The sequence below is a fragment of the Arthrobacter sp. Bi26 genome (assembly GCF_918697925.1).
Lineage (GTDB): Bacteria > Actinomycetota > Actinomycetes > Actinomycetales > Micrococcaceae > Arthrobacter.
Genome location: NZ_CAKKMF010000035.1, coordinates 23453 through 44829 on the forward strand (window position 1 = coordinate 23453; position 21377 = coordinate 44829).

Annotated in this window: 18 protein-coding genes; 3 read left to right on the forward strand and 15 right to left on the reverse strand. The window is 68.4% G+C overall.

Translation table 11 applies throughout. From position 1 onward, the window contains the following. Positions 1–76: 76 nt before the first annotated feature. From LQV16_RS11250 to LQV16_RS11265, 4 genes are all read right to left on the reverse strand, one after another. Positions 77–388 (reverse strand): AzlD domain-containing protein, encoded by a 312-nt coding sequence (locus tag LQV16_RS11250; protein WP_229993975.1) that lies wholly within the window; start codon positions 386–388, stop codon positions 77–79. Then, the gene (locus LQV16_RS11255) at positions 385–1155 is read right to left on the reverse strand and encodes an AzlC family ABC transporter permease (RefSeq protein ID WP_229993976.1); all 771 of its coding nucleotides are present in this window, start codon (positions 1153–1155) and stop codon (positions 385–387) included. The genes LQV16_RS11250 and LQV16_RS11255 overlap by 4 nt, the downstream gene beginning before the upstream one ends. After that, complete coding sequence (locus LQV16_RS11260) at positions 1152–1598, reverse strand: hypothetical protein (protein WP_229993977.1); 447 nt, start codon at positions 1596–1598, stop codon at positions 1152–1154. Before LQV16_RS11260 ends, LQV16_RS11255 begins: the two co-directional genes overlap by 4 nt. A gap of 99 nt (positions 1599–1697) precedes the next feature. After that, positions 1698–2597 carry a glycerophosphodiester phosphodiesterase family protein gene (locus tag LQV16_RS11265; protein WP_229993978.1) on the reverse strand — a complete coding sequence of 300 codons (900 nt, stop codon included), beginning with the start codon at positions 2595–2597 and terminating at the stop codon, positions 1698–1700. A gap of 51 nt (positions 2598–2648) precedes the next feature. On the opposite strand from LQV16_RS11265, the gene LQV16_RS11270 reads away from it, so the two are divergent. Beyond that, positions 2649–3986, forward strand: a complete 1338-nt coding sequence (locus LQV16_RS11270) for a DUF445 domain-containing protein (protein WP_229993979.1) — start codon at positions 2649–2651, stop codon at positions 3984–3986. Between the two features lie 23 nt (positions 3987–4009). Here LQV16_RS11270 and LQV16_RS11275 read toward each other — a convergent pair whose 3' ends face one another. From LQV16_RS11275 to LQV16_RS11305, 7 genes are all read right to left on the reverse strand, one after another. Continuing rightward, positions 4010–5233 (reverse strand): MFS transporter, encoded by a 1224-nt coding sequence (locus LQV16_RS11275; protein ID WP_229993980.1) that lies wholly within the window; start codon positions 5231–5233, stop codon positions 4010–4012. Between the two features lie 90 nt (positions 5234–5323). Beyond that, positions 5324–6166 carry a respiratory nitrate reductase subunit gamma gene (narI, locus tag LQV16_RS11280; protein ID WP_229993981.1) on the reverse strand — a complete coding sequence of 281 codons (843 nt, stop codon included), beginning with the start codon at positions 6164–6166 and terminating at the stop codon, positions 5324–5326. A gap of 2 nt (positions 6167–6168) precedes the next feature. After that, a complete protein-coding gene (gene narJ, locus LQV16_RS11285) occupies positions 6169–6789 on the reverse strand; it encodes a nitrate reductase molybdenum cofactor assembly chaperone (RefSeq protein WP_229993982.1) in 621 nt (206 codons plus the stop codon). Next, positions 6786–8504: a nitrate reductase subunit beta gene (narH, locus tag LQV16_RS11290; protein WP_229993983.1), complete on the reverse strand. Its 1719-nt coding sequence runs from the start codon at positions 8502–8504 to the stop codon at positions 6786–6788. Before narH ends, narJ begins: the two co-directional genes overlap by 4 nt. Then, entirely contained in the window at positions 8504–12214 is a 3711-nt protein-coding gene (locus LQV16_RS11295) for a nitrate reductase subunit alpha (protein ID WP_229993984.1), read from the reverse strand. Before LQV16_RS11295 ends, narH begins: the two co-directional genes overlap by 1 nt. 96 nt (positions 12215–12310) lie before the next feature. Next, a complete protein-coding gene (locus LQV16_RS11300; protein ID WP_229993985.1) occupies positions 12311–13060 on the reverse strand; it encodes a 5-oxoprolinase subunit PxpA in 750 nt (249 codons plus the stop codon). Beyond that, on the reverse strand, positions 13051–13941 hold the full coding sequence (locus LQV16_RS11305; RefSeq protein WP_229993986.1) for a hypothetical protein: 891 nt from the start codon (positions 13939–13941) through the stop codon (positions 13051–13053). The genes LQV16_RS11300 and LQV16_RS11305 overlap by 10 nt, the downstream gene beginning before the upstream one ends. A gap of 125 nt (positions 13942–14066) precedes the next feature. Between LQV16_RS11305 and LQV16_RS11310 the strand changes: the two genes are divergently transcribed. Beyond that, complete coding sequence (locus LQV16_RS11310; protein WP_229993987.1) at positions 14067–15440, forward strand: MFS transporter; 1374 nt, start codon at positions 14067–14069, stop codon at positions 15438–15440. A gap of 103 nt (positions 15441–15543) precedes the next feature. On the opposite strand, the gene LQV16_RS11315 is transcribed toward LQV16_RS11310, so the two are convergent. The 4 genes from LQV16_RS11315 to LQV16_RS11330 form a co-directional block, all read right to left on the reverse strand. Further along, complete coding sequence (locus LQV16_RS11315) at positions 15544–17874, reverse strand: glycosyl hydrolase family 65 protein (protein ID WP_229993988.1); 2331 nt, start codon at positions 17872–17874, stop codon at positions 15544–15546. Between the two features lie 94 nt (positions 17875–17968). Then, the gene (locus tag LQV16_RS11320) at positions 17969–18712 is read right to left on the reverse strand and encodes an HAD-IA family hydrolase (RefSeq protein ID WP_229993989.1); all 744 of its coding nucleotides are present in this window, start codon (positions 18710–18712) and stop codon (positions 17969–17971) included. Positions 18713–18876: 164 nt separating this feature from the next. Further along, a complete protein-coding gene (locus LQV16_RS11325) occupies positions 18877–19968 on the reverse strand; it encodes a LacI family DNA-binding transcriptional regulator (protein ID WP_229993990.1) in 1092 nt (363 codons plus the stop codon). A 129-nt stretch (positions 19969–20097) separates the two neighbouring features. Further along, positions 20098–20715 (reverse strand): phospholipase, encoded by a 618-nt coding sequence (locus LQV16_RS11330; RefSeq protein ID WP_229993991.1) that lies wholly within the window; start codon positions 20713–20715, stop codon positions 20098–20100. A 275-nt stretch (positions 20716–20990) separates the two neighbouring features. On the opposite strand from LQV16_RS11330, the gene LQV16_RS11335 reads away from it, so the two are divergent. Next, positions 20991–21254 carry a DUF6458 family protein gene (locus LQV16_RS11335; protein ID WP_229993992.1) on the forward strand — a complete coding sequence of 88 codons (264 nt, stop codon included), beginning with the start codon at positions 20991–20993 and terminating at the stop codon, positions 21252–21254. Positions 21255–21377 lie beyond the last annotated feature (123 nt).

The window sequence follows — 21377 nt, forward strand, 5'->3', positions numbered from 1 at the left end:
AGTAGGGACTAAAGACCATTCCGGCCGTACCGCAATCGGATCGCCGAGCAGCACCGCTAGGGGTCCCCTGGGCGGGTCAATCCCAGCCCAGCAGCCGGAGCCCGGCGGCCGCCGCCGCGCCGGCGATCACCACCACCAGGAACGGCGCCCGCAACCACAAAGCGATGCCCGCCGCCGCCAATGCACCCAGCCGCGCGTCCAGGACAAGCGACTGGCCCGAGGCGACGGCATTGACCACCGTCAGGGACGCCAGCAGCCCGATCGTCATGGTGCCGGCAATCCTGGACATCCGCGGGTTGCGGAGCAGGCTGGCTGGCACCAGGTAGCCCAGCAGCTTCCAGGTGTAGGCGAGCAGGCAGGAGAGCAGCAGCCACATCCAAAGGTTCATGCGTCGTCTCCAGTGCGATCGCGGTGGTCGCCGGCGGGGTCGTGGTGGTGGTGCACGTGGTTCTCCGCGTAGGGATCGACGTCCGGTTCCAGGCCCTCGTCGCTGCGGCCGTGGCTGAACCAGCCGATTCCGGCCGCGACGACGGCGGCGACGAGGATCGGCACTCCCGGGGGCACGAACGGCACGGCCAGCACGGTGGCCAGCGCACAGACAACCGCGATGGCGACAGGCTCCCTGCCTTTCAGGCGGGGCCAGAGCAGGCCCAGGAAGGCCGCCACGGCGGCGCCGTCGAGCCCCCACTGTTTGGGATCCCCGAGTGCCCCGCCGGCCAGTGCGCCGAGGGCCGTGAACAGGTTCCAGAGGACGAAGACACCGATTCCGGCTGTCCAGAAGCCGCGCTTCTGCTCGTCCGGGTCCGTCTGCCCCGTGCTGGTGGCGGTCGACTCGTCGATGGTCAGCTGGGCGGCGGCAAACTTGCGCCACCCGCGCGGCTGCAACAGGGCGTTGATCTGCATGCCGTAGATGCCGTTGCGCATGCCCAGCAGCGTCGCGGCGCCCATCGCGGCGATTCCGGACCCGCCGCCGGCCACCACGCCGATGAAGGCGAACTGGGATCCGCCGCTGAACAGCAGCAGGCTCAGGGCCATGGTCTGCCAGAAATCCAGGCCCGAGGTGACGGACAGTGCGCCGAAGGAGACGCCGTAGAGACCGGTGGCAATGCTGATCGACAAGCCGATCCGCACTGCCGGCGACTGCAGGATTTTCACGGGCGCGGGTTCCGCCGCGTCAGAGTCCAGGCCCACGCGATGAGGGGCGCCTGGAGCGGGAGCCGCAAGGTATGCACGCGTCGCGCGCGCGGCGTGCCGTCTGCCCCGTAGGCCCGGCGCAGGGCGTCCACGTGGCCGGAAAGAAACGCGGTGAACAGTGCCGTGACGGCGCCGGCGGCGGCCCTCCGGGTGGCCGGGATCAGGAGCCCGACGGCGACAGCGGCTTCCAGCAGCCCGCTCGCCGCCACCCATTCCTCCCGGGACAGGACGGCCAGGGGGCCGTTCGGCTGCTCACCGGAGTCGTCCCGGCACAGGATGTCGGGAACCACCGGGTGGAAAAATTCGGGTTCGCGGAAGTGCTTGGCGGCGCTCGTGAGCAGCAGCGCGCACATCGCTGCCGCGGACAGGGTCTGGAGGTCCGGGCCGGACCAGCGAAATGGCATGCAACCACTCAACCACAGCGGTCACTCCGGCCGTAATCCGCCGGGGCGCGCAACGGTTTCCGCAGGAATCCGCCCCAGCTCCGCAGCGCGGCCGGGCTCTTAGCGGAGGGGCGGACTGACCGACATCAGCTGGGACAGGACCTGGGCCGGCCAGTTTGTGGTGATCTCGTGGATCCCCAGTTCCCGGCACCGTTCGACGTCGTCCTCGGCGTCGACCGTCCACACCCGGAACCGGAGCCCCGAGGCGAGCCAGCGCTGAACGGTGGGGGCGTGCGCGCGGACGTACCCGATTCCGGGGCCGGCAATGCCCGCCTCAGCCCCATCCAGGATCCGTTCGCCCTCCGCCTGGGCGGCCTTCATCACGTTGGCCAGGGCCCCGCCGGTCAGGGCACCGAGGCCCAGTTCCTCCCTGATGTCCGCCACATTGACGTTGTCCACGAGTTGGCAGACGGCCCCTGCCGGCACGGACTCGAGAAGGTGCTTGACGGAGTCGGGGCTAAAGCTCATGAAGGAAACGACGATCTTGTCCAGCATCGACGTCCGCGGATTCCAGCCTTCGTCCCTCAGGACCTCGAGGACGCGGTCCTCGAGTCCGAGCTGGTACGGGCTCGGGTGCTTGAACTCGATCGCCAGTCCGATCCCGCGGCCCGCCCCGCGCAGGATGTCGATCAGTTCCGGCAGGGTCAGGAGCTGCTCGGACTTGGCACCGTAGGCTTCCGGGATCCGGGCTCCCTTCCAGGAGGAGAAGTCCAGCGGCCGGAGCTCTTCCAGGGTCCGGTCGGCCACCTGGCCGGTGCCGTCCGAGGTGCGGTCCAGGGTGGCATCGTGCAGGAGCACCACGTGCTGGTCCCGGGTCAGGTGGACATCGCATTCCACACCGTCGGCGCCGTCGGCGATTGCCTGCAGGTACGCGGCCCGGGTGTGCTCGGCGAAGGCTCCGCTGGAGCCGCGGTGGGCATAGACCAGAGGACGGGCGGCGGCGGACTCGTCAGTCGTCATGGTGCCACGTTAGCGGACGGCCCGTTTCCGTGGCGGGACTAGGCTGGGCTCATGCAGGTGAATACTGAGCCAACATCCCTGACCGGTGCCGCGGGACTTCCGGGCGGTGTCCGCCCGGATGGTCCCCCCGGACAGCGTGCCGCTGCGTCCAGCGACGCCGAGAAGGCCGCGGCGCTGCGCCGGATGAAGCTCCTGGCCCTGGCGCTCCTGATCGTCATGGCCGTGATCTTCGTCGTCGCGTTTGCCCTGCAGAAGCAGTATCCGGGGCTCGAGTACGTCCGCGCCGCGGCCGAGGGCGGCATGGTGGGTGCCCTGGCGGACTGGTTTGCCGTTACGGCCCTGTTCAAGTACCCCATGGGAATCAAGATCCCGCACACCGCGATCATCCCGCGCCGCAAGGACCAGATCGGCGCCTCGCTGGGCGAATTCGTGGAGACCAATTTCCTCTCCGAACAGGTGGTCCAGGAAAAGCTGGCGTCCGCGGACATTGCGCGCAAGGCCGGCGCCTGGCTCTCCAGCCCCGGCGGCCCGGACCGCGTCGCCAAGGAGGGTGCCGCCGTCATCCGCGGCGCGTTCAAGGTCCTCAACGACGACGACGTCAAGGCCGTGATCGAATCCATGGTCCGCAAGCACCTGCTCACCCCGCCGTGGGGGCCGCCCGTGGGCCGGCTCGCTGAGCGGATCTTCGACGACGGGCACCACCACGCACTGGTGGACGTGCTCGTGGACCGGACGGTGGACTGGGTGCGGGACAACCAGGAGACGGTCAACAGGTTGGTCACCGACCGGTCCCCGACGTGGGTACCGTCGTTCGTGGACGGCCTGGTTGGGGACAAGGTGTACGTGGAGATCCTCAAGTTCACCCGCGCCGTACAGTCCGATCCGCAGCATCAGGTCCGCCTGTCGATCGATAAGTACCTCAAGGACCTGGCGCAGGATCTGCAGCATGATCCGGTGATGATCGCCCGTGCCGAGGGCATCAAGGCGCAGGTGCTCGGCGACCCCGAGGTCCGGGAGCTCGCCTCCCGCACCTGGGACACCATCAAGACGGCCCTGCTCACCGCCGTCGATGACCCGCACAGCGAACTGACCGTCAAATTCAAGGCAGCCATACATGACTTCGGCACCCGGCTGGTGGTCGATCCCGAGCTCGCCGGCAAGGTGAACGCCTGGATCGGCGACGCGGCGGGCTACCTCGTAAAGACCTACCGCTCGGACATCGCGGGGGTCATCACGGACACCGTGGCCCGCTGGGACGCCGAGGAAACGTCCCAGAAGATCGAACTGCAGGTGGGCAGGGACCTGCAGTTCATCCGGATCAACGGCACGGTGGTGGGCGCCTTGGCCGGGCTGGCCATCTTCACGGTGGCCAACATGCTGTTCGGCTAGCTACCCTCCGGTCCCGGCTCCGGTCAGGCAGCGGCGACCTCCGCCTTGGTCCGGCCCTGCATGGCGAAGATCGTGAAGGCCAGCGCCCCGAGCGCTGTCACCACGAGCAGCAGCAGCCCGATCGCGTAGCTGTGCGCTGCGGCGTCGTAGGTGGCACCCATGATCAGCGGCGGGAAGTAGCCGCCGAGTCCTCCGGCGGCGCTGACCACCCCGCTGATGCTGCCCACTTTGCCCTGCGGCGCGAGCACACCCACCCAGGCGAACACCCCGCCTGTGCCCAGGCCGAGCGCGCCGGCCATGGCGACGAACGTCAGGCCGGCGGGGACGTCGCCGTCGGGCTGCAGGTTCACCACCCAGGCGAGCGCCGCGACGCCGGCGAGCGCTACGATCACCACTGGCTTGGGGCCGACCTTGTCCGCGAGCACCCCGCCCAGGGGCCGCGCCAGCACGGCGGCCAGCGCAAACCCTGCGGTGCGGGCGCCGGCCGCGCTGGGATCGAAGCTGTAGACATCCCGGAGGTAGGTGGGCAGATACGTGGCGAAGGAAACGAAACCCCCGAAGAGGACGGCGTAGAGAAAGCACAGCTTCCACGTGACCGGGGTCTTCACGGCGTCGAGCAGCTTGGGCATCACGGGCGCGTTGCTGCGGGTCCAGCCCGGCGCCTCCTTCATTCGGAACCAGATGAGGGCGGCCATGCACGCCAGGATCGCGGCGATCAGCACGTGCGTGGGAACGTAGCCGATGCTCGCGACAAGCCGCGGGTTCAGGAAGGCCGCCAGCGCCGTTCCGCCCATGCCCGCGCCGAAGACACCGGTGGCAAAGCCCCTCCGGGCGGGCTCGTACCAGGCGCTGACGAAGGGGATCCCGACGGCGAAGACCGTGCCGGCGACCCCGAGCAACAGTCCGGCGCCCAGCACCAGCGCGAAGGAGTCGATGGTGCCGCCCACCGCCACCAGCAGGATCGGGATGATGGAGGCCAGCAGGACAAAGGTGAACATGGCGCGCCCGCCGTACTTGTCCGTCAAGGTGCCGACGACGATCCGTCCCAGCGAGCCAACGAAGACGGGCATGGCCACCAGCACCCCGGTGGTGGCCGGATTGAGGTGCAGGTTCTGGGTGTAGTACGCGCCGAGCGTGGCGATGGAGTTCCAGGCCCAGAAGCACGCCACCGACGCCGAGGTGGCGAGTGCCAGGTTGAGCGTCCGGCCGGCGGGGGCGGCGACGAAAGGGGACACTGCTCCGGCCACGGTGGTCTCCTTTTCGGTTCGGCAACGTTCGGTTCGGCAACGTTCAGTTCAGAATGCAGTTCAGCAGTGCAGGTCAGGAATCGCAGGTGTTCACCGGTTCCTGGTGTCGCGGTCCCGGGTCCCGACGGCGGACCAGCCCCGCCGCGCGCCGACCGGGTTCCGGGCACCGGCGGCGCCGGCTGTCCCTTTGGCTCCGGCTCCGCCGGTGTCCCGGTCCCTCGAGCGGTAGACGATGTAGGGGCGGAAGAGGTAGTGGAACGGTGCCGTGAAGGCGTGGACCAGCCGGGTGAACGGCCAGATCACGAACAGCGCCATGCCCACCAGGGTGTGCAGGTGGAAGGAAAACGGCGCCCCGGCCATGGCCGCGATGTCGGGCTGGAAGATGAACAGCGAGCGGAACCACGGGGCGACGGTCTCGCGGTAATTGTGCCCGTGCTCGCCCTCAAAGACGCTGGCCAGCGTGGTCCACAGCCCGAAGACGATCGCCGCCGTCAGCACCACGTACATGGTCTTGTCATTCCCGGTGGTGGCCATGAAGACGGGCCCGGTGGTGCGGCGGCGGTAGATCAGCAGGATGATCCCGCCCAGGGTCCCTACCCCGGCCACACCGCCGACGAACAGAGCGTTGAAGTGGTAGAACTCCTGGCTCATCCCAGCCGCTTGGGTCCACGCCATCGGAATGACGAGACCGAAGAAGTGGCCGGCGATCACGGCGAGCAGGCCGAAATGGAACAGCGGGGACGCGATCCGCAGCAGCCTGGACTCGTACAGCTGGGAGGACCTCGTGGTCCAGCCGAACTGATCGTATTTGTAACGCCAGACCAGCCCGCCAACAAGGACCACCACCATGACGTACGGCAGCACGCCCCACAGCAGGATATCCAGTGCGGAGATGTCGACGGCGGATCCGGTCTCGGCTTCGAATGCCAGCATGGTCAGGCCCCCTTCACGGGCAGCAGCCGCGGATCGTAGGGGTCCAGGCCCACGGCCTCGGTGGGTGGGCCGTAGCCGGCCATCCGCATGACGGCCTGCTCGTCGGCCGGTGATTTCCCCGACAGGGTGGCGCAGACGGCCTGCAGGATCCGGGCGTGCGGGAGCTCGTCCCGGAGCAGCCCGAAGCGGAGCATCTCAAGGCTCGCCCGGAAGCGCGTCAGCAACTCGCGGCCGGCCGCGAGGTCCACCAGCGCGGCGTATTCGAGGACCATCGGGAGGTAGTCCGGCAGTTCGCCGTGCGTGTCCACCAGGATGTCGCTTTGCCGATAGGTCTTCTTGAAGTTGCCCAGGACCTCGCCGCGGCGCCGGGTGTCCCCGTCAGTCCAGTAGGACAGGTGCAGGGCGTGGCGCTTGCCGAGGTCGAACTCGCGCACATACTGGGCCTGGATCTGAATGGGCGGTGTGGACTCCAGCCGGTCCAGGACCTCCACGAAGTCCGCCGCGGCCCCCGGGAACTCGGCCAGCGCGGCCCGCATCAGCGGAACCCGGCCGATCAGTTCCTCATCCGGGTAGGACAGGCACCACGCCGCGGCGAGGTAGAGGACCTGCTGGCGGCGGGTCATGGCTGTTCCCCCGCCGGAGGAGAGTCCGGGGAGTCCTCGGGGGCCGACGGTTTCATGGGAGGCGGTTTTTCCGGAAACAGCCCGGAGGGGGCGCCTGTGCCGTCCCAGTTCAGCAGGTTCACCCTGCCGCGCAGGGTGCTTTCGCCGGGCGCGGAGCCGGAGGTCTGCCGGTCGCGGAGGGCGTTGAAGGTTTCCACCGCCACCGGGACGGGCCTGCCGCTGGCTTCGCCGAACGGGGCCGAATCCTGCATGCCGGGCCCGCCCTCGAAATCGAGCGAACAGCCCATCTCTTCGAGGTCGTGGGCCTGCTCCACATGCGCCTTCGGGATGACGTAGCGCTCCTCGTACTTCGCGATCGCCATCAGCCGGTACATCTCGTACATGCTCTGGCTGTCCATCCCCACGGCCTCGGGGATGGCGTCGTCCGGGTCGTTGCCGAGGCTGATGCCGCGCATGAAGGACCGCATGGCCGCGAGCTTCCTGAGCACCGCGGCGACCCGTTCAGTGTCTCCGGCGGTGAAGAGTTCGGCGAGGTATTCCACCGGGATGCGCAGCGCGTCGATGGCGCCGAAGAGGTTGCCGGCGTCCTCGCCGTCGTGCCCCTGGTCGCGCAGCAGGTCCACAACGGGCGAGAGCGGCGGCACGTACCAGACCATCGGCATGGTCCGGTATTCCGGGTGCAGCGGCAGGGCCACCTTGTAGACCTTGGCCAGGGCGTAGACCGGCGAGCGCCGGGCGGCGTCGATCCAGTCTTCCGGGATATTCTGGGCCCGGGCCTCGGCCTGGACGGCTGGGTCGTTCGGGTCCAGGAGCACGTCCATCTGGGCGTCGTAGAGTTCCTGGGGGTCAGTGACGGACGCCGCAGCGGTGACGGCGTCGGCGTCGTACAAAAACAGCCCCAAATACCGCAGCCGTCCCACGCAGGTCTCCGAGCAGACCGTCGGCAGCCCCACTTCCACCCGCGGGTAGCAGAAGGTGCACTTCTCGGCTTTGCCGGTCTTGTGGTTGAAGTAGATCTTCTTGTAGGGGCAGCCCGTGACGCACTGGCGCCAGCCGCGGCACTTGTCCTGGTCCACCAGCACAATCCCGTCCTCCACGCGCTTGTAGATCGCTCCCGAGGGGCACGAGGCCATGCAGGAGGGGTTCAGGCAGTGCTCGCAGATCCGGGGGAGGTAGAACATGAAGGTTTGTTCGTAGGCGAACTTGATCTTGTCTTCGGATTCCCGCCGGACCTTTTCCACGATCGGATCCAGGTGGCCGTTCTCGGCGGAGCCGCCCAGGTCGTCGTCCCAGTTCGCGGACCAGGTGATCTTGGTGTCCTCCCCGGTGATCAGGGACTTGGGCCGGGCGACCGGGAAGTCGTCGCCGAGCGGCGCGTCCACGAGGGTTTTGTAGTCGTAGGTCCAGGGCTCGTAGTAGTCCTTGAGCTCGGGCTGGACGGGGCTGGCGAAGATCCCGAAGAGCTTCTTGACCCGGCCGCCGGCCCTGAGCACCAGCTTGCCGCGCTTGTTCAGCGCCCAGCCGCCGTGCCACTTCTCCTGGTCTTCGTAGCGGCGCGGATAGCCCTGGCCGGGGCGGGTCTCGACGTTGTTGAACCAGACGTATTCGGTGCCCGCACGGTTGGTCCAGGCCTGCTTGCAGGTCACCGAACAGGTGTGGCAGCCGATGCATTTGTCCAGGTTCATGACCATGCCCATTTGAGCCATGACACGCATCAGTACTGCACCTCCTGGGAACGACGCCGGACGGTGGCCACCATGTCGCGCTGGTTTCCGGTGGGGCCAAGGTAGTTGAACGCGTAGGCCAGCTGGGCGTAACCGCCGATCAGGTGCGAGGGTTTGACCAGCAGCCGGGTCACGGAGTTGTGGATGCCGCCGCGCCGGCCGGTGGCCTCGGACTTCGGCACGTCGATGGTGCGTTCCTGCGCGTGGTGCACGTACACCACGCCGGCCGGCATCCGGTGGCTGACGATCGCCCGGGCCACCAGGACGCCGTTGATGTTCAGGCACTCCACCCAGTCGTTGTCCTTGACCTCGATGGTTGCCGCGTCGGCGGGGCTCATCCAGACCGTGGGTCCGCCGCGGGAGAGCGAGAGCATCAGCAGGTTGTCCTGGTATTCGGAGTGGATGGACCACTTGGAGTGCGGGGTCAGGTAGCGGACCACCACCTCCATGGAGCCGTCCTGGCCGAGTCTGGGCTCGCCGAAGAGCCGGTGCATGTCCAGCGGCGGCCGGTAGATCGGCAGGGCCTCGCCGATGTCCCGGATCCAGTCGTGGTCGAGGAAGAAGTGCATTCGCCCGGTCAGGGTGTGGAAGGGCTTGAGTCGTTCCACGTTGATGGTGAAGGGTGCGTAGCGCCGGCCACCGGTCTCGGAGCCGGACCATTCCGGCGAGGTGATCACCGGCACCGGGGCGGCCTGGGTCTGGGCGAAGGTGATGAATTTTTCCTCGGAGCCCTCGGCCAGGTCCGCCAGTTTCTTCCCGGTGCGGACTTCCAGGTCCTTGAAGCCCTGGACTGACAGCGCGCCGTTGGTGGTGCCGGAGAAGGCCAGGATGGCCTCCGCCATTTTCGCGTCAGTGTCGATCGCCGGCCGGCCGTCCGCGGCGCCGCCGAGCATCACCCCGTTGGAGCGGCTGAGCCTCTCCAGCGGCCCCTGGAGTTTGTAGGTGACGTTCTTGACGGTGAAGCCGAGTTTGTCAGCCAGCGGCCCGACGGCGGCCAGCTTGTCGGCGATGGCGGTGTAGTCGCGCTCCACGACGGAAAAAATGGGCATGTTCTGCCCCGGGACCGCGGGAATGGACATGTCCCGCCAATCCCGCACGATCCCGCCCGGCTGGGCGAGCTGGCCAGGTGTGTCGTGCTGCAGCGGCACGCTCACCAGGTCCCGGCGGACGCCCAAGTGGGTTTTGGCCTGCCGGGAGAACTCCTGGGCCAGCAGGTGGAAGGCGTCGAAGTCCGTTTTGGTCTCCCACGGCGGGTCGATCGCGGGGCTGAACGCGTGGACGAACGGGTGCATGTCGGTGGAGGACAGATCGTGCTTCTCGTACCAGGTGGCGGCCGGGAACACGACGTCGGAGAGCAGGGTGGTGGAGGTCATCCGGAAGTCCGCTGAGACCAGGAGGTCCAGTTTCCCTTCCGGTGCCTGCTCGTGCCATTTCACGTCCTTGGGCCTGAGCCCCTCGGCATGGTCCGGGCCCAGGACATTGTTGTGGGTGCCCAGCAGGTTCCGGAGGAAGTACTCGTTGCCCTTGGCCGAGGAGCCAAACAGGTTCGAACGCCACAACACGAGGGTCCGCGGCCAGTTTTCCGGGGCGTCCACGTCCTCGATTGCCGGATTCAGGGTACGGTTCTTCAGCGCGTCAGCGATGTAGCCGGGAGTATCCTTCGCGGTGCCGGCGCCGACGGCGGCTTCCGCCTCGTCCGCGAGGTCCAGCGGGTTCCGGTCGAACTGCGGGTAGAACGGCATCCAGCCCAGCCGCGCGGACTGGGCCAGCGCGTCCGCGGTATGCATGCCGTCCAGGCTTCCGGTGGAGAGCGGGGACTTCAGCGCGTCCGCGGAGTAGCCGTCCTGCCGCCACTGGTCCGTGTGCATGTACCAGTAGCCGGTGCCGATCATGGTCCGCGGGGGCCGGGACCAGTCCAGTGCGTTCGCCAGCGACAGCCAGCCCGTGACGGGCCGGGTCTTTTCCTGCCCCACGTAGTGTGCCCAGCCGCCGCCGTTGCGGCCCATGCAGCCGGTCAGCATCACGAGGGCCAGCACGGCGCGGTAGGTGGTGTCGCCGTGGAACCACTGGCAGATCCCGGCGCCCATGATGATCATGGACCGGCCCTTGGACTGCTCGGCGTTGCGGGCGAATTCGCGGGCCACCCGGATGCAGGCCTGTGCCGGGACGGAAGTGATCTCCTCCTGCCAGGCCGGGGTGTAGGGCGTCGCGGCGTCATCATAGCCGGCGGCCCACTCCCCCGGGAGCCCGTCCCGGCCGACCCCGTACTGGGCAAGCATGAGGTCGAACACGGTGGTGACCAGCTGGCCATCCAGTTCCAGGACGGGAACACCGCGGCGGAGCACGCTGCCGTTCCCGCCGGCGTCCTCGAAGCACGGCAGCAGGATCTCGGCGCTGTCCCCGGAGACCTCGCGGAGCGACAGGGCCGGTTCGATCCCCTCAAGGTCCAGGTTCCATTTGCCCTCGCCGCTGCCGGAGTAGCGGAACCCCAAAGAGCCATTCGGCACGGCCGGACGGCCGGTGGCTTTGTCGAACAGGACGGTGCGGAAGGCCGCGTCCTCGGCCCCGGCCTCGTCCGGAAGATCCTTGGCGGTGAGGAACTTGGCCGGGGTGAGGGAGCCGTCGTCGCGCCGTTCCAGCCGGACCAGGAACGGCAGGTCGGTGAACTGGCGGACGTAGTCGGTGAAGAACGGCACGTCGCGCTCGACGAAGAATTCCCTGAGCATCACGTGCCCCATGGCCATCGCCAGCGCGGCGTCCGTCCCGGCCTGGGCGGGCAGCCATTCGTCGGCGAACTTCGTGTTGTCCGCATAGTCCGGGCTGACCGTGACCACCTTGGTGCCGCGGTACCGCACCTCGGCCATCCAGTGCGCGTCCGGGGTGCGGGTCACGGGGACGTTGGAGCCCCACATCATGAGGTACCGGGCGTCCCACCAGTCCCCCGATTCCGGGACGTCGGTCTGGTCCCCGAACACCTGCGGGCTGGCCACGGGCAGGTCCGCGTACCAGTCGTAGAAGGACGTCATCACCCCGCCGATCAGCTGGATGAAGCGGGTCCCGACGGCGTGCGAGACCATGGACATGGCCGGGATGGGCGAGAAGCCGGCGCAGCGGTCCGGCCCGTAGGCCTTGATGGTGTGCACGTGCGCGGCGGCGGCAATTTCGATCGCCTCCTGCCAGGAGACGCGCACGAGGCCGCCCTTGCCGCGGGCCTGCTGGTAGCGGCGGCGCCGCGCCGGGTCCCCCACGACGTCGGCAAAGGCCAGCACCGGGTCACCCAGCCGCGCTTTGGCCTCGCGGTACATCTCGACGAGGACACCCCGGGCATAGGGAAAGCGCACCCGGGTGGGCGAATAGGTGTACCAGGAGAAGGCCGCCCCGCGGGGGCAGCCCCGCGGCTCGTATTCCGGGCTGTCCGGGCCCACCGAGGGGTAGTCGGTCTGCTGGGATTCCCAGGTGATGATGCCGTCCTTGACGTACACCTTCCAGGAGCACGAGCCCGTGCAGTTCACCCCGTGGGTTGACCGGACCACCTTGTCGTGGCTCCACCGGTCCCGGTAAAAGATGTCGCCCTTGCGGCCGCCTTCCCGGAACACCGCCCTGCCGTCGTCGGTCTGGTCCCATTTCGTGAAAAATCGGCCCAATTTCAACATTGCATCCGAGGCGGGTCCGTCCAACCCCGCGGCGCCTCCGGCAGTCATGCCTTCAAGCTAGGATGCACTTTCTGGCCCGGATAGGGCCTTAGGACACGGTGCGCACGCCGGCCGGTGCCGGTTTGGGGGCTGCCTGGCTGCGGGTCAGGCGAAACTCTCCAGCTCCACGCCGGCGGCCTCCAGCGCGGCCCGCACGGCGGCGGCAACGCTGACGGAGCCGGGTGTGTCCCCGTGCAGGCAGAGCGAATCCGCCCTCACCGCGATCACCGATCCGTCCACCGCCTCGACCTCGCCCTTCGTGGCGAGCCTGACGGCCCGCTCGGCGACCTGTCCGGCGTCGAGCAGCACGGCGCCTTCCTCCGTGCGCGGCACGAGGGTGCCGTCCGGGAGGTAGGCGCGGTCGGCGAAGGCTTCGGCGAAGACGGGGTGTCCGGCGTCCCGGGCGATTTGCAGCAAGGCTGAGCCGGGGAAGCCCAGGACGGGCAGTCCGGGATCGTAGGCCTGGATGGCGGCGATCACTGCGGAGGCCTGCTCGGCGTCGCGCACGGTGCGGTCATAGAGCGCCCCGTGCAGCTTGACGTAGTCCACCGAGGCGCCCACGGCATGGGCAACGCCGTCGAGCGCGCCGAGCTGGTACAGCACCGCGCCGAACAGGTCATCGAAGGTCATGTCCAGCGAGCGCAGGCCGAAGCCGGCCAGATCCGGGTAGCCAAGGTGGGCGCCGACGTTGACGTCGAGCTCGTAGGCGGCCCGGCAGGTGTCGAGCATGGTCACAGGGTCGCCGGCGTGCATCCCGCAGGCCACGCTGGCGCTCGTGACAAGCGGAAACATCGCGGCGTCGTCGCCCATGGTCCAGGTCCCGAAGGACTCCCCCAGATCAGCGTTCAGATCCAAAACGTGCCGCCGCCCTTCGTTGGGGTGTTCGGGGTGCCGTTGTTCGGGGTGCCGCTGTCCGGCGTCGTCCCCGGTGGCGTGTCCAGGGAAGTTTCGTAGAGCGCGAGCGGCCCGGTGGTTTCTGCCAAGGCCTGCAGTTCTCCCGGGATCGTGTCCGGGATGGGCCCGAAGGCTTCCTTGGCGTTCGCCACGACCGCATGGCCCATCACCCGGTTGCCCACTCCGCCTACGACGGCGCCGATGCCGAAGGGCAGGGCACGGCCCAGCCAGGCTGTGCCCTGGGTCTTGAGCAGGGAGCGCAGGAACATCGTCTGGATCTTGGCCCGCACGGCACCGAAGCCGGCGAGGGGGACGCGCCGGGTGAAGGCCGCGGTCCAGGCCTGGGTGGGCCCCTTGCCCCGGCCCGCCGCCTGTCCGCTCAGCGAGCTCAGCAGCTGGGTGCCTTCCTCTCCCAGCATGATCGCCATGACCAGGGTGCTGGCTCTGTCCGGATCCACCATCCGCACGCCGTGCAGTTCAGCGAGCGCTGTGGAATACAGCGCGGTGGCTTCGAGGAACCCGACGGCTGCGGCGGCCGAGAGACCGAGTGCGGCGGCAGTTCCGACGCCCGGAATCACGGCCGCCCCGCCCACCAGCGCGCCGCCGCCGGTGACGGCCAGCAGGTAGTCGCGTTCCAGGATGGCGGCGAGCTGCGCCGCGGTGGCGTGCGGGTGCCTGCGCTGGAGCCTGCGGATATTGGCCAGCACCAGGGGCCGCTGGACTTCAACCGCGCGCAGGAGCACCTTGTGCAGGCCGGGCCGGGGCTGGCCTGCGGCGTCGAACATCGCGCTGTGGGCTGTTTCCTGGGCAATCTTCATTGCCGGGTTGCTGCGCTTGGCCATGATCGCCTCTCGTCGGAACCATAAAACTAAGTGCACTTAACACTACACACGGGCCGGCCAGACCCAGCCCCGGGGCCGGCGCACCCCTCCGGTCCGGCCAGGTGGCCGGCTACTAGACTGGGCCCATGCCCGCCCTGCGAGCCCTCAGCCCCTTCGCGCACCAGGAGTACCGCGTGCTGATCACGGCGCTGGCCATCTCCATCTTCGGTTCCGGGATGTGGGCCGTTGCGATGGTCTACGAGGTGATCTATCTCGGCGGCGGTCCGCTGGAACTCTCGCTCGTGGCCGCGGCGGGCAGCGTCGGGCTCGTGGCGTTTCTGCTGGCCGGCGGCATCGCCGCGGACCGCGTCCCCCAGCGGCTGCTGATCATCGCGGTCGAGGGCGCCAACCTCGCCGTCATCGCCAGCATCAGCGCGCTGGCCATGGCCGGTTTGCTGCAGCTCTGGCATCTGGCGGTGGGGGCCTTCGTGCTCGGCGTCGGGGCGGCGTTCTTCTTCCCCGCCTATTCCGCCATCCTGCCGCGGATCCTGCCGCCCGAGGACCTGCTGGCGGCCAACGGCCTGGAGGGGACCATGCGGCCGATCCTGCAGCAGGCCGCCGGGCCGGCCGTTGCCGGGGTCCTGGTGGCGGCCATGTCCCCCGCGTACGCCGTCACCGGTGTGGCGGTCTGCCACCTGCTGGCTTTCTGCATCCTGAACTTCCTCCACCGCCAGCCCGCGGCAGGGGCGCCGGGCACAGTGGGCACCGAGGGTACGGCCAGCGGCGGGGCCAACGTTTCAGGCCAGACGCGGGCCAAGAAGTCCTTGCGCCACGACCTCCGCGAGGGCGTCAGCTATACCGTCCGCACGCCCTGGCTGCTGTGGACCCTGCTCTGGGCCTGCATTTCAGTGCTGTTCCTGATAGGCCCCATCGAGGTCCTCATCCCGTTCGTGGTCCGGGACCAGCTCGGCGGGGACGCGCGCATGTTCGGCTTCCTGCTCGCCATCATGGGCGTCGGCGGCGCCGCAGCCTCGCTGGCCACGGCCTCTTTTCCCCTCCCGCGCCGCTACCTCACCGTGATGATGGTGTCATGGGGATTGGGAAGCCTGCCGATCGCCGCCATCGGAATCATGGACAGTTTCTGGGCCGTGGCCGCCGCACTGTTTGTCTTCGGCGCCACCGGCAGCGTGGGCATGGTGATCTGGGGAACCCTGCTGCAGCGCCGTGTCCCGCCGCATCTGCTGGGCCGCGTCTCGAGCCTGGACTTCTTCGTGTCGCTGGCCCTCATGCCGGTCTCCATGGCACTGGCCGGACCGGCCGCCGAAGTCTTGCCGCTGTGGCTGATCTTCCTCGTCGCGGGAACCGTGTGTCCGGTGATGGCCGCCGTCGCGATGGTAGTGGCGCGGATGCCGGCCGACGAGCTGGCCCATCCGCTCGCCGGCGGCGCCGAAGAGGCCCGCGAAACAGAACAATCCAGCGGCGCGGAAGAACCCGCCGAGGACGGCCTGGCGGGCAGTTAAGGGCGGATCGACGCCGCCGATCCGCCCTCATCTGCCCCCGCGGCGACCGCCGCAAACCGGACGCCCGCACCGTCAGGGCACCGGCGCCTCAGGCCGCGGGGGCTCAGACCGCGGCGCGCACCACCGGGATCGACGCCGTGGGAAGGCCGCTGGGGAAGATGGTGGGCTCCGGGTCCGTGACGGGCGCCAGCGGAACCCGGGCCGGGTTGCCGTCGACGGTGAGCAGTTCCCCGCGCACGTCGACCTCCAGCGGCGCGCCCTCACGGACGGTCAGGCTGATCGAGCCCTGCTCCAGCCCGATGTGCAGGAGCCTGCCCTGGATCTTCAGGTGGAACTCGAGTCCGTCCCATTCTGCCGGCAGCCGCGGATCTAAGTACGGTACCGCGCCCTGGTCCCGCAGACCGGCGAAGCCGCTGACCAGCGAGCTCCACACCCCGCCGGTGCTGGCGATGTGGACGCCGTCGATCGTGTTGCCGTGGGTGTCGTCGAGGTCGATGAACAGGGCGTGGGTGAAGTGGTCCAGCGCAGCCTTGCCGTAGCCGACCTCGGCCGCCATGATGCCCTGGACACAGGCGGACAGCGTGGAGTCGCCGGTGGTGATGGGGTCGTAGAAGTCGAACGCTCGGCGCTTTTCCTCGGCCGTGAAGTCCTGCCACTGCAGGAACATGGCCAGCACGCTGTCCGCCTGCTTGAGGACCTGGTGCCGGTAGATCACCAGCGGGTGGAAGTGCAGCAGGAGCGGGTACTTGGACCGTGGCGTGGTCCAGTCCCACGGCTCCAGGGTCATAAAGTCGTTGTCCTGGGAGTAGACCTGGAGGTCTTCGTCGTAGGGCAGCTGCATCCGGTTGGCGGCCTGTTCCCAGAACTCGCGTTCGGCGTCGTCGATCTCCGGGTGGTCCAGCGCCGCCGCGGCGCGCAGGTTAAACCGCGCCATGACGTTTGTGTACAGGTTGTCGTTGACGACGGCGGTGTACTCGTCGGGGCCGGTGACGCCGTGGATGTGGAAGAGCCCGTCCTTGCCGAAGAAGCCCAGGGACGCCCACATCCGGGCGGTCTCTATCAGCAGCTCGGAGCCCAGGGTGTCCTGGAACTCGGTGTCCCCGCTGGCCCAGATGTACCGGTTGGTCGCGAACGCGATCGCGGCGGCGATGTGGAACTGCGCGGTGCCTGCCGCGTAGTAGGCGCTGGCCTCGAGTCCGTTGATGGTGCGCCAGGGGAAGAGGGCGCCGTCCACGCTGAGCTCCTTGGCGCGGATCTTCGCCTCGGGCAGCAGGTCGTGGCGGAATTCCAGGACCTGGCGGGCGTTGCCCGGGTTCGTGTAGGTCAGGTAGGGCAGCAGGTACACTTCCTGGTCCCAGAAGTAGTGGCCGTCGTAGCCGGAGCCGGATACGCCCTTGGCCGGGATGCCGGCCACATCGGCGCAGGCAGTGGCCTGTGCGAGCTGGAAGAGGTTCCACCGGATGCCCTGCTGGAGCTCGGTCTGGCCCGCCACCACGATGTCGCTTGTGCTCCAGTAGCCGCGGTAGTAGTCCTCGCTCTGGGTGAAGATCTCGCTGACCGGCTTGAGGCTGGCTTCGGCGCTGTCCGCGAGGTCCTCGGCGGCCTGGCCCACGGCGTAGCTGACGCTCTTCTCCAGCACGAACGGTACGTCCGCGCTGACGGCGAGCACGTAGCGGACGCTGCTGTCGTCCTGGTCCACCTGGGTGTCGAACGGCTGCACCCCGGCCGAGGTCCAGTGGTCCACGGCCATCCCGAGCCGCTGCTTGGATTCGGAGGCTTCCCAGGACAGGCGCAGGGAGCCGTCCCCGCCGTCGAGCCTCAGCGGCAGCAGCACGCGCCCGGCGTGGCGGCCGGCGCGGCGCGGATCGTGGGCGGAGTGGTCGTCCACCGGCTGGTCCTGGCGGTTGATGACCGAGGACGTGACGTCGGCGGAGATATCCCGGTCCGCCGCCACTTCGAGGCTGATGCCCAGCGCGCCGCGGGATTCGTAGCCGACGGCACGGCGTTCGGTGGTGGTCACGGCCGCGCCGGAGCGGCACTGCCACGTGATCCGGCACTCGTAGATACCCGTGGCGAAATCGACCGAGCGGCGGTAGTCCAGCACCGTGGACTCGTCCAGGCTCAACGGCTCGCCGTCGATGATGACGGTGAAGTTGTTGGCATCCGGGACGTAGAGGATCCGCTGGCCGGTGCGGGCGAAGCCGTAGGCGTTTTCCGCGTGCTTGATGTCCCAGGTCTCGTGGAAGCCGTTGATGAAGCTGCCGGGAAGTTCGGCATCAGCGGCGCCCCAATGCGCGCCGCGGATGCCCAGGTGCCCGTTGCCGAGGCTGAACAGGGTCTCCAAGGTGCCGGCATTGCCGGGGAGATGGACGGTCTCGACCAGCTGCCAGGGATCGTTGGGGAACCGGGCGCGGTCCGAGGTGATGAGAGCCATGGTTTTAGGGGGTTCCTTCGGCGGGAGTGGGCAGTGGGCTAGGCGGTGGGAGCCGGGAGGGATGAGGTGTTAGGCGGCGGAAGCCGTCGCAGAGCTAGAGCAGTTCGGCGAGGTCGTTGACCACAACCGTGGCCCCGGCGTCGAGCAGCGTCTGCCGGCCGGCTCCGCGGTCGACGCCGATCACCGAGCGGAAGTCTCCCGCGCTGCCGGCCTGGACGCCGGAGACGGCGTCCTCCACCACGACGCAGTCCTGGCTCGGCAGATCCAGGAGCCGGGCGGCGTATTCGTAGGTGGCCGGGCTGGGTTTGCCGGGCAGCCCCTGGGTGACGGCGATGACGCCGTCGACCACCACCGGGAAGTAATCGGAGAGCCCGGCAGCCTTGAGCACGGCAGGGGCATTGCGGGACGAGGAGACGACGGCGAGCTTGAGTCCGCGGGCCAGTGCTGCGTCGACAAGCCGGACGGAGCCCTCGTAGGGCTGGACTCCGCCGGCCTCGACGATGTCGTTGAAGACCTTGTTCTTGCGGTTGCCCAGCCCATGGACGGTGTCATGCGCGGGCTCGTCGTCCGCCGGACCCTCGGGCAGCACAATCCCGCGGGAGGCCAGGAAGTCCCGGACGCCGTCGAAGCGCGGCTTGCCGTCGATGTGGTCGAAGTAATCGCTCTCACGGTACGGCGCAGCCTCAGGGACCGAGGCCAGGAAGCCGTCGAAGAGCTGCTTCCAGGCCTGCTCGTGCACCACCGCGGTGGGCGTCAGGACGCCGTCGAGGTCAAAAAGGATGGCGGATGCGCCGGAGAGCGCACCGGCGAGGCCGGAGGTGTCGGGAACTACAGTCATGAGTCAAAGTCCTTTCAGACAACGGGCAGGCAAGACGGTTTGATCAAAGTTATGGTCTAAGGCAGTCAGTGCAGGGCAGTCGGTCCAAGCGCTGTCCGTTGCGACGGCGGCCCCGGCCTTTGCTGCTGTGTTTGGGTCCGTTCCGGCGGCGGGCACCGTCCGGATCAGCGGCGGCGCGTGCTGGTGCGTTCCAACAGTTTGGCGTCCAGCAGATGGTTCGACTGCGGACCGGCAAGGGGCGGATTGGGAAGTCCCGAGCAATGAAGTCTTTCAATCAGCAGGGTGGCCGCGAAAGCGCCCTGGTCGGCCACTGGCTGGGCAATAGTGGTCAGGCCCAGGAACCAACTCATCTGATGATCGTCTATTCCTATGATGGACACGTTTTCCGGCGCTGACAAACCGAACTCCCGCATCGCCATGAGCGCTCCGAAGGCTGTCTCGTCGCAGCCGGCGAAGATCGCGGACGGCATTCTGCGGTTTTCCACGAGCTCCACCATGGCCAGCCGGCCGCCTTCGATGCTGGAGCCGGCGTCGAGCACGAGGTCCGGATCGACCTCGAGGCCGTGGCCGGCCAGGGCCTGCTCGAAGCCCCGCCGCCGCTCGCTGGCGGTCACGAGGGAGGGCGCACCGGTTTCGCTGCCAGCGAGGATTGCAATGTCCCGGTGGCCCAGTTCCAGCAGGTGGTTGGTGGCGGCGCGGGCGGCTTCCGCGTTGTCGATCCCCACGTTGTCCCACGGCACGCCGTGCATCCCGACGCTGGCCACGGCGAGGCCCGACCCTGCGAGCGCGGCCATGTCGGCCTCACCGAGGCCGATGTTGAGCAGCAGCACACCGTCCACGCGCTGCGCCAGGCCCGCGAGGTCGCCGAAAAGCTTCTGCTGCACGCTGGGCCGGTTCCGGAGGCTGATCAGGACGGTGTCATAGCCGCTGTCGGCAAGGACTTCCTCGGCCGCTTCCACCGCCCGGGCAAAGAACCATGCCGTGGCGGTCGGGGCGATGATGGCCACGGAACCGGTGTTGCCGCCGGCCAGCCGGGATGCTGCCGCCGAGGCCTTGTAGCCCAGCTGGGCTGCCGCGGCACCGACCCTTGCCTTGGCTTGTGCCGAGACGTTGGGAAGCTGCCGGAGTGCACGGGAGACGGTGCAGATGGAGAGCCCGGAGAGCGCGGCGACGTCCTGGATTCTCACACGCGAGGTCTTGGCCTGCGGCACGGGCTCGACCCTTTCTCCCCCCGAAGTAGTGGGCCCGGTGTTCATGGCCGAGGTCGATTGTAAGCGCTTACAAATTTGGCATGCAAGTGGATGGTCCCATGTCGGGTGGGTGTTTGGGCGGCCGGCGGGACGGCGTCCAGGGCTGCGGGCGGGCGGCGGCTGCTCAGCGTCTGGTCAGCGCAGGACGTAGTGCCGCAGGAACGCACTGACGTCCACGAGTTCGGCCTTGGAAATCGAATGTCCCATGCCGGGGTACGTCCGGGCCGTGAGCTGGGTGTTCTGCTCCAGCCACTCCTCGGTGTGTTCGGCGGCGGCGTCGTTAATCACGACGTCGGCCCTGTCCCTGCCCCAAAAGAACGGCGGGCGGGAGGTGAAGGATTCGCTCATAGTCAGGAGTTCGTTGTCCAGGACAAAACCCGAGAGCCCGACCACCGCGCGGAACTGGTCAGGCCGGAGCCGCAGAAGCGTGCTGGCCATGGCCATCCCCTGCGAAAATCCGAACAGGCTGACGCTGCTGTGCCGGGACTTGACGGACTCGATCCAGGCGAAGACCGCGTTCGTGGAGGCGATGACGTCGGCGAAGTCGTGGGTGAGGAAGTAATCCAAAAGGAACCAGCCGTGGTGGTCTCCGATGTCCTTGGGCCCGCGCAGGGCAGCGCAACTGAACTCCGGCGGCAGGGAACCGAACAGCTTGGACATCCGCAACTCGTCCGTGCCGTAGCCGTGCAGCATCACCAGCAGCGGCGTGCCGGCGCGTTCGTGTTCGGGTTTTGACCAGACGACCGTCTCCATGGGCCCAGCCTATCCAGCGCGGGCTCGGGCTCCGCGCAGCATGCTTGGCGCAGCGTCCTTGACCGGCCCCGAGTTCCGCCGCGGAAGCGGACTTCTGCCCCCCGGATCCGCGGCGCGGCCGTCCGATTACGGGCCGGATGTCCGGAATCGGCGCGGAAATATCCCGGCCGGTCCGGGGGTGATTCATTGAAACAGCAGGGTCGGGGTTGTAGCGTGACGCTGGACAGCATGCTTAGCATCACCAAACTGCCCCTGCAGGCACCAAGGAGATCGTCTTGAGAATCGGTTCCGCAATCTTCCTCATCGCCATCGGCGCTATCCTTGCCTGGGCCGTCGCCCCGGGGCTGATCCCCAACGTGAACCAGGCCATGATCGGCTACATCCTGATGGCGGTCGGCGTGATTGGGCTCATCGCCTCGCTCGTCCTCGCCTCCCCCGGACGCGGCCGCACGCGCCGGGTCAGCGAAAGCCGCACGGTCGTGGACCCCAACACCGGCGAAACCATCACCCGCAATGAGAGCCGCGACGCGGGCCTCTGAGACTTTCCCGTGCACCCTTCGCGGCGCGGAATCCAACGACCCGGAAGCCGGGCCGGACCTTGAGGTCGGGCCCGGCTTCCGCCATGCGGGCTGTTTGTTCCCACCGCTGGACATGTCCCACGG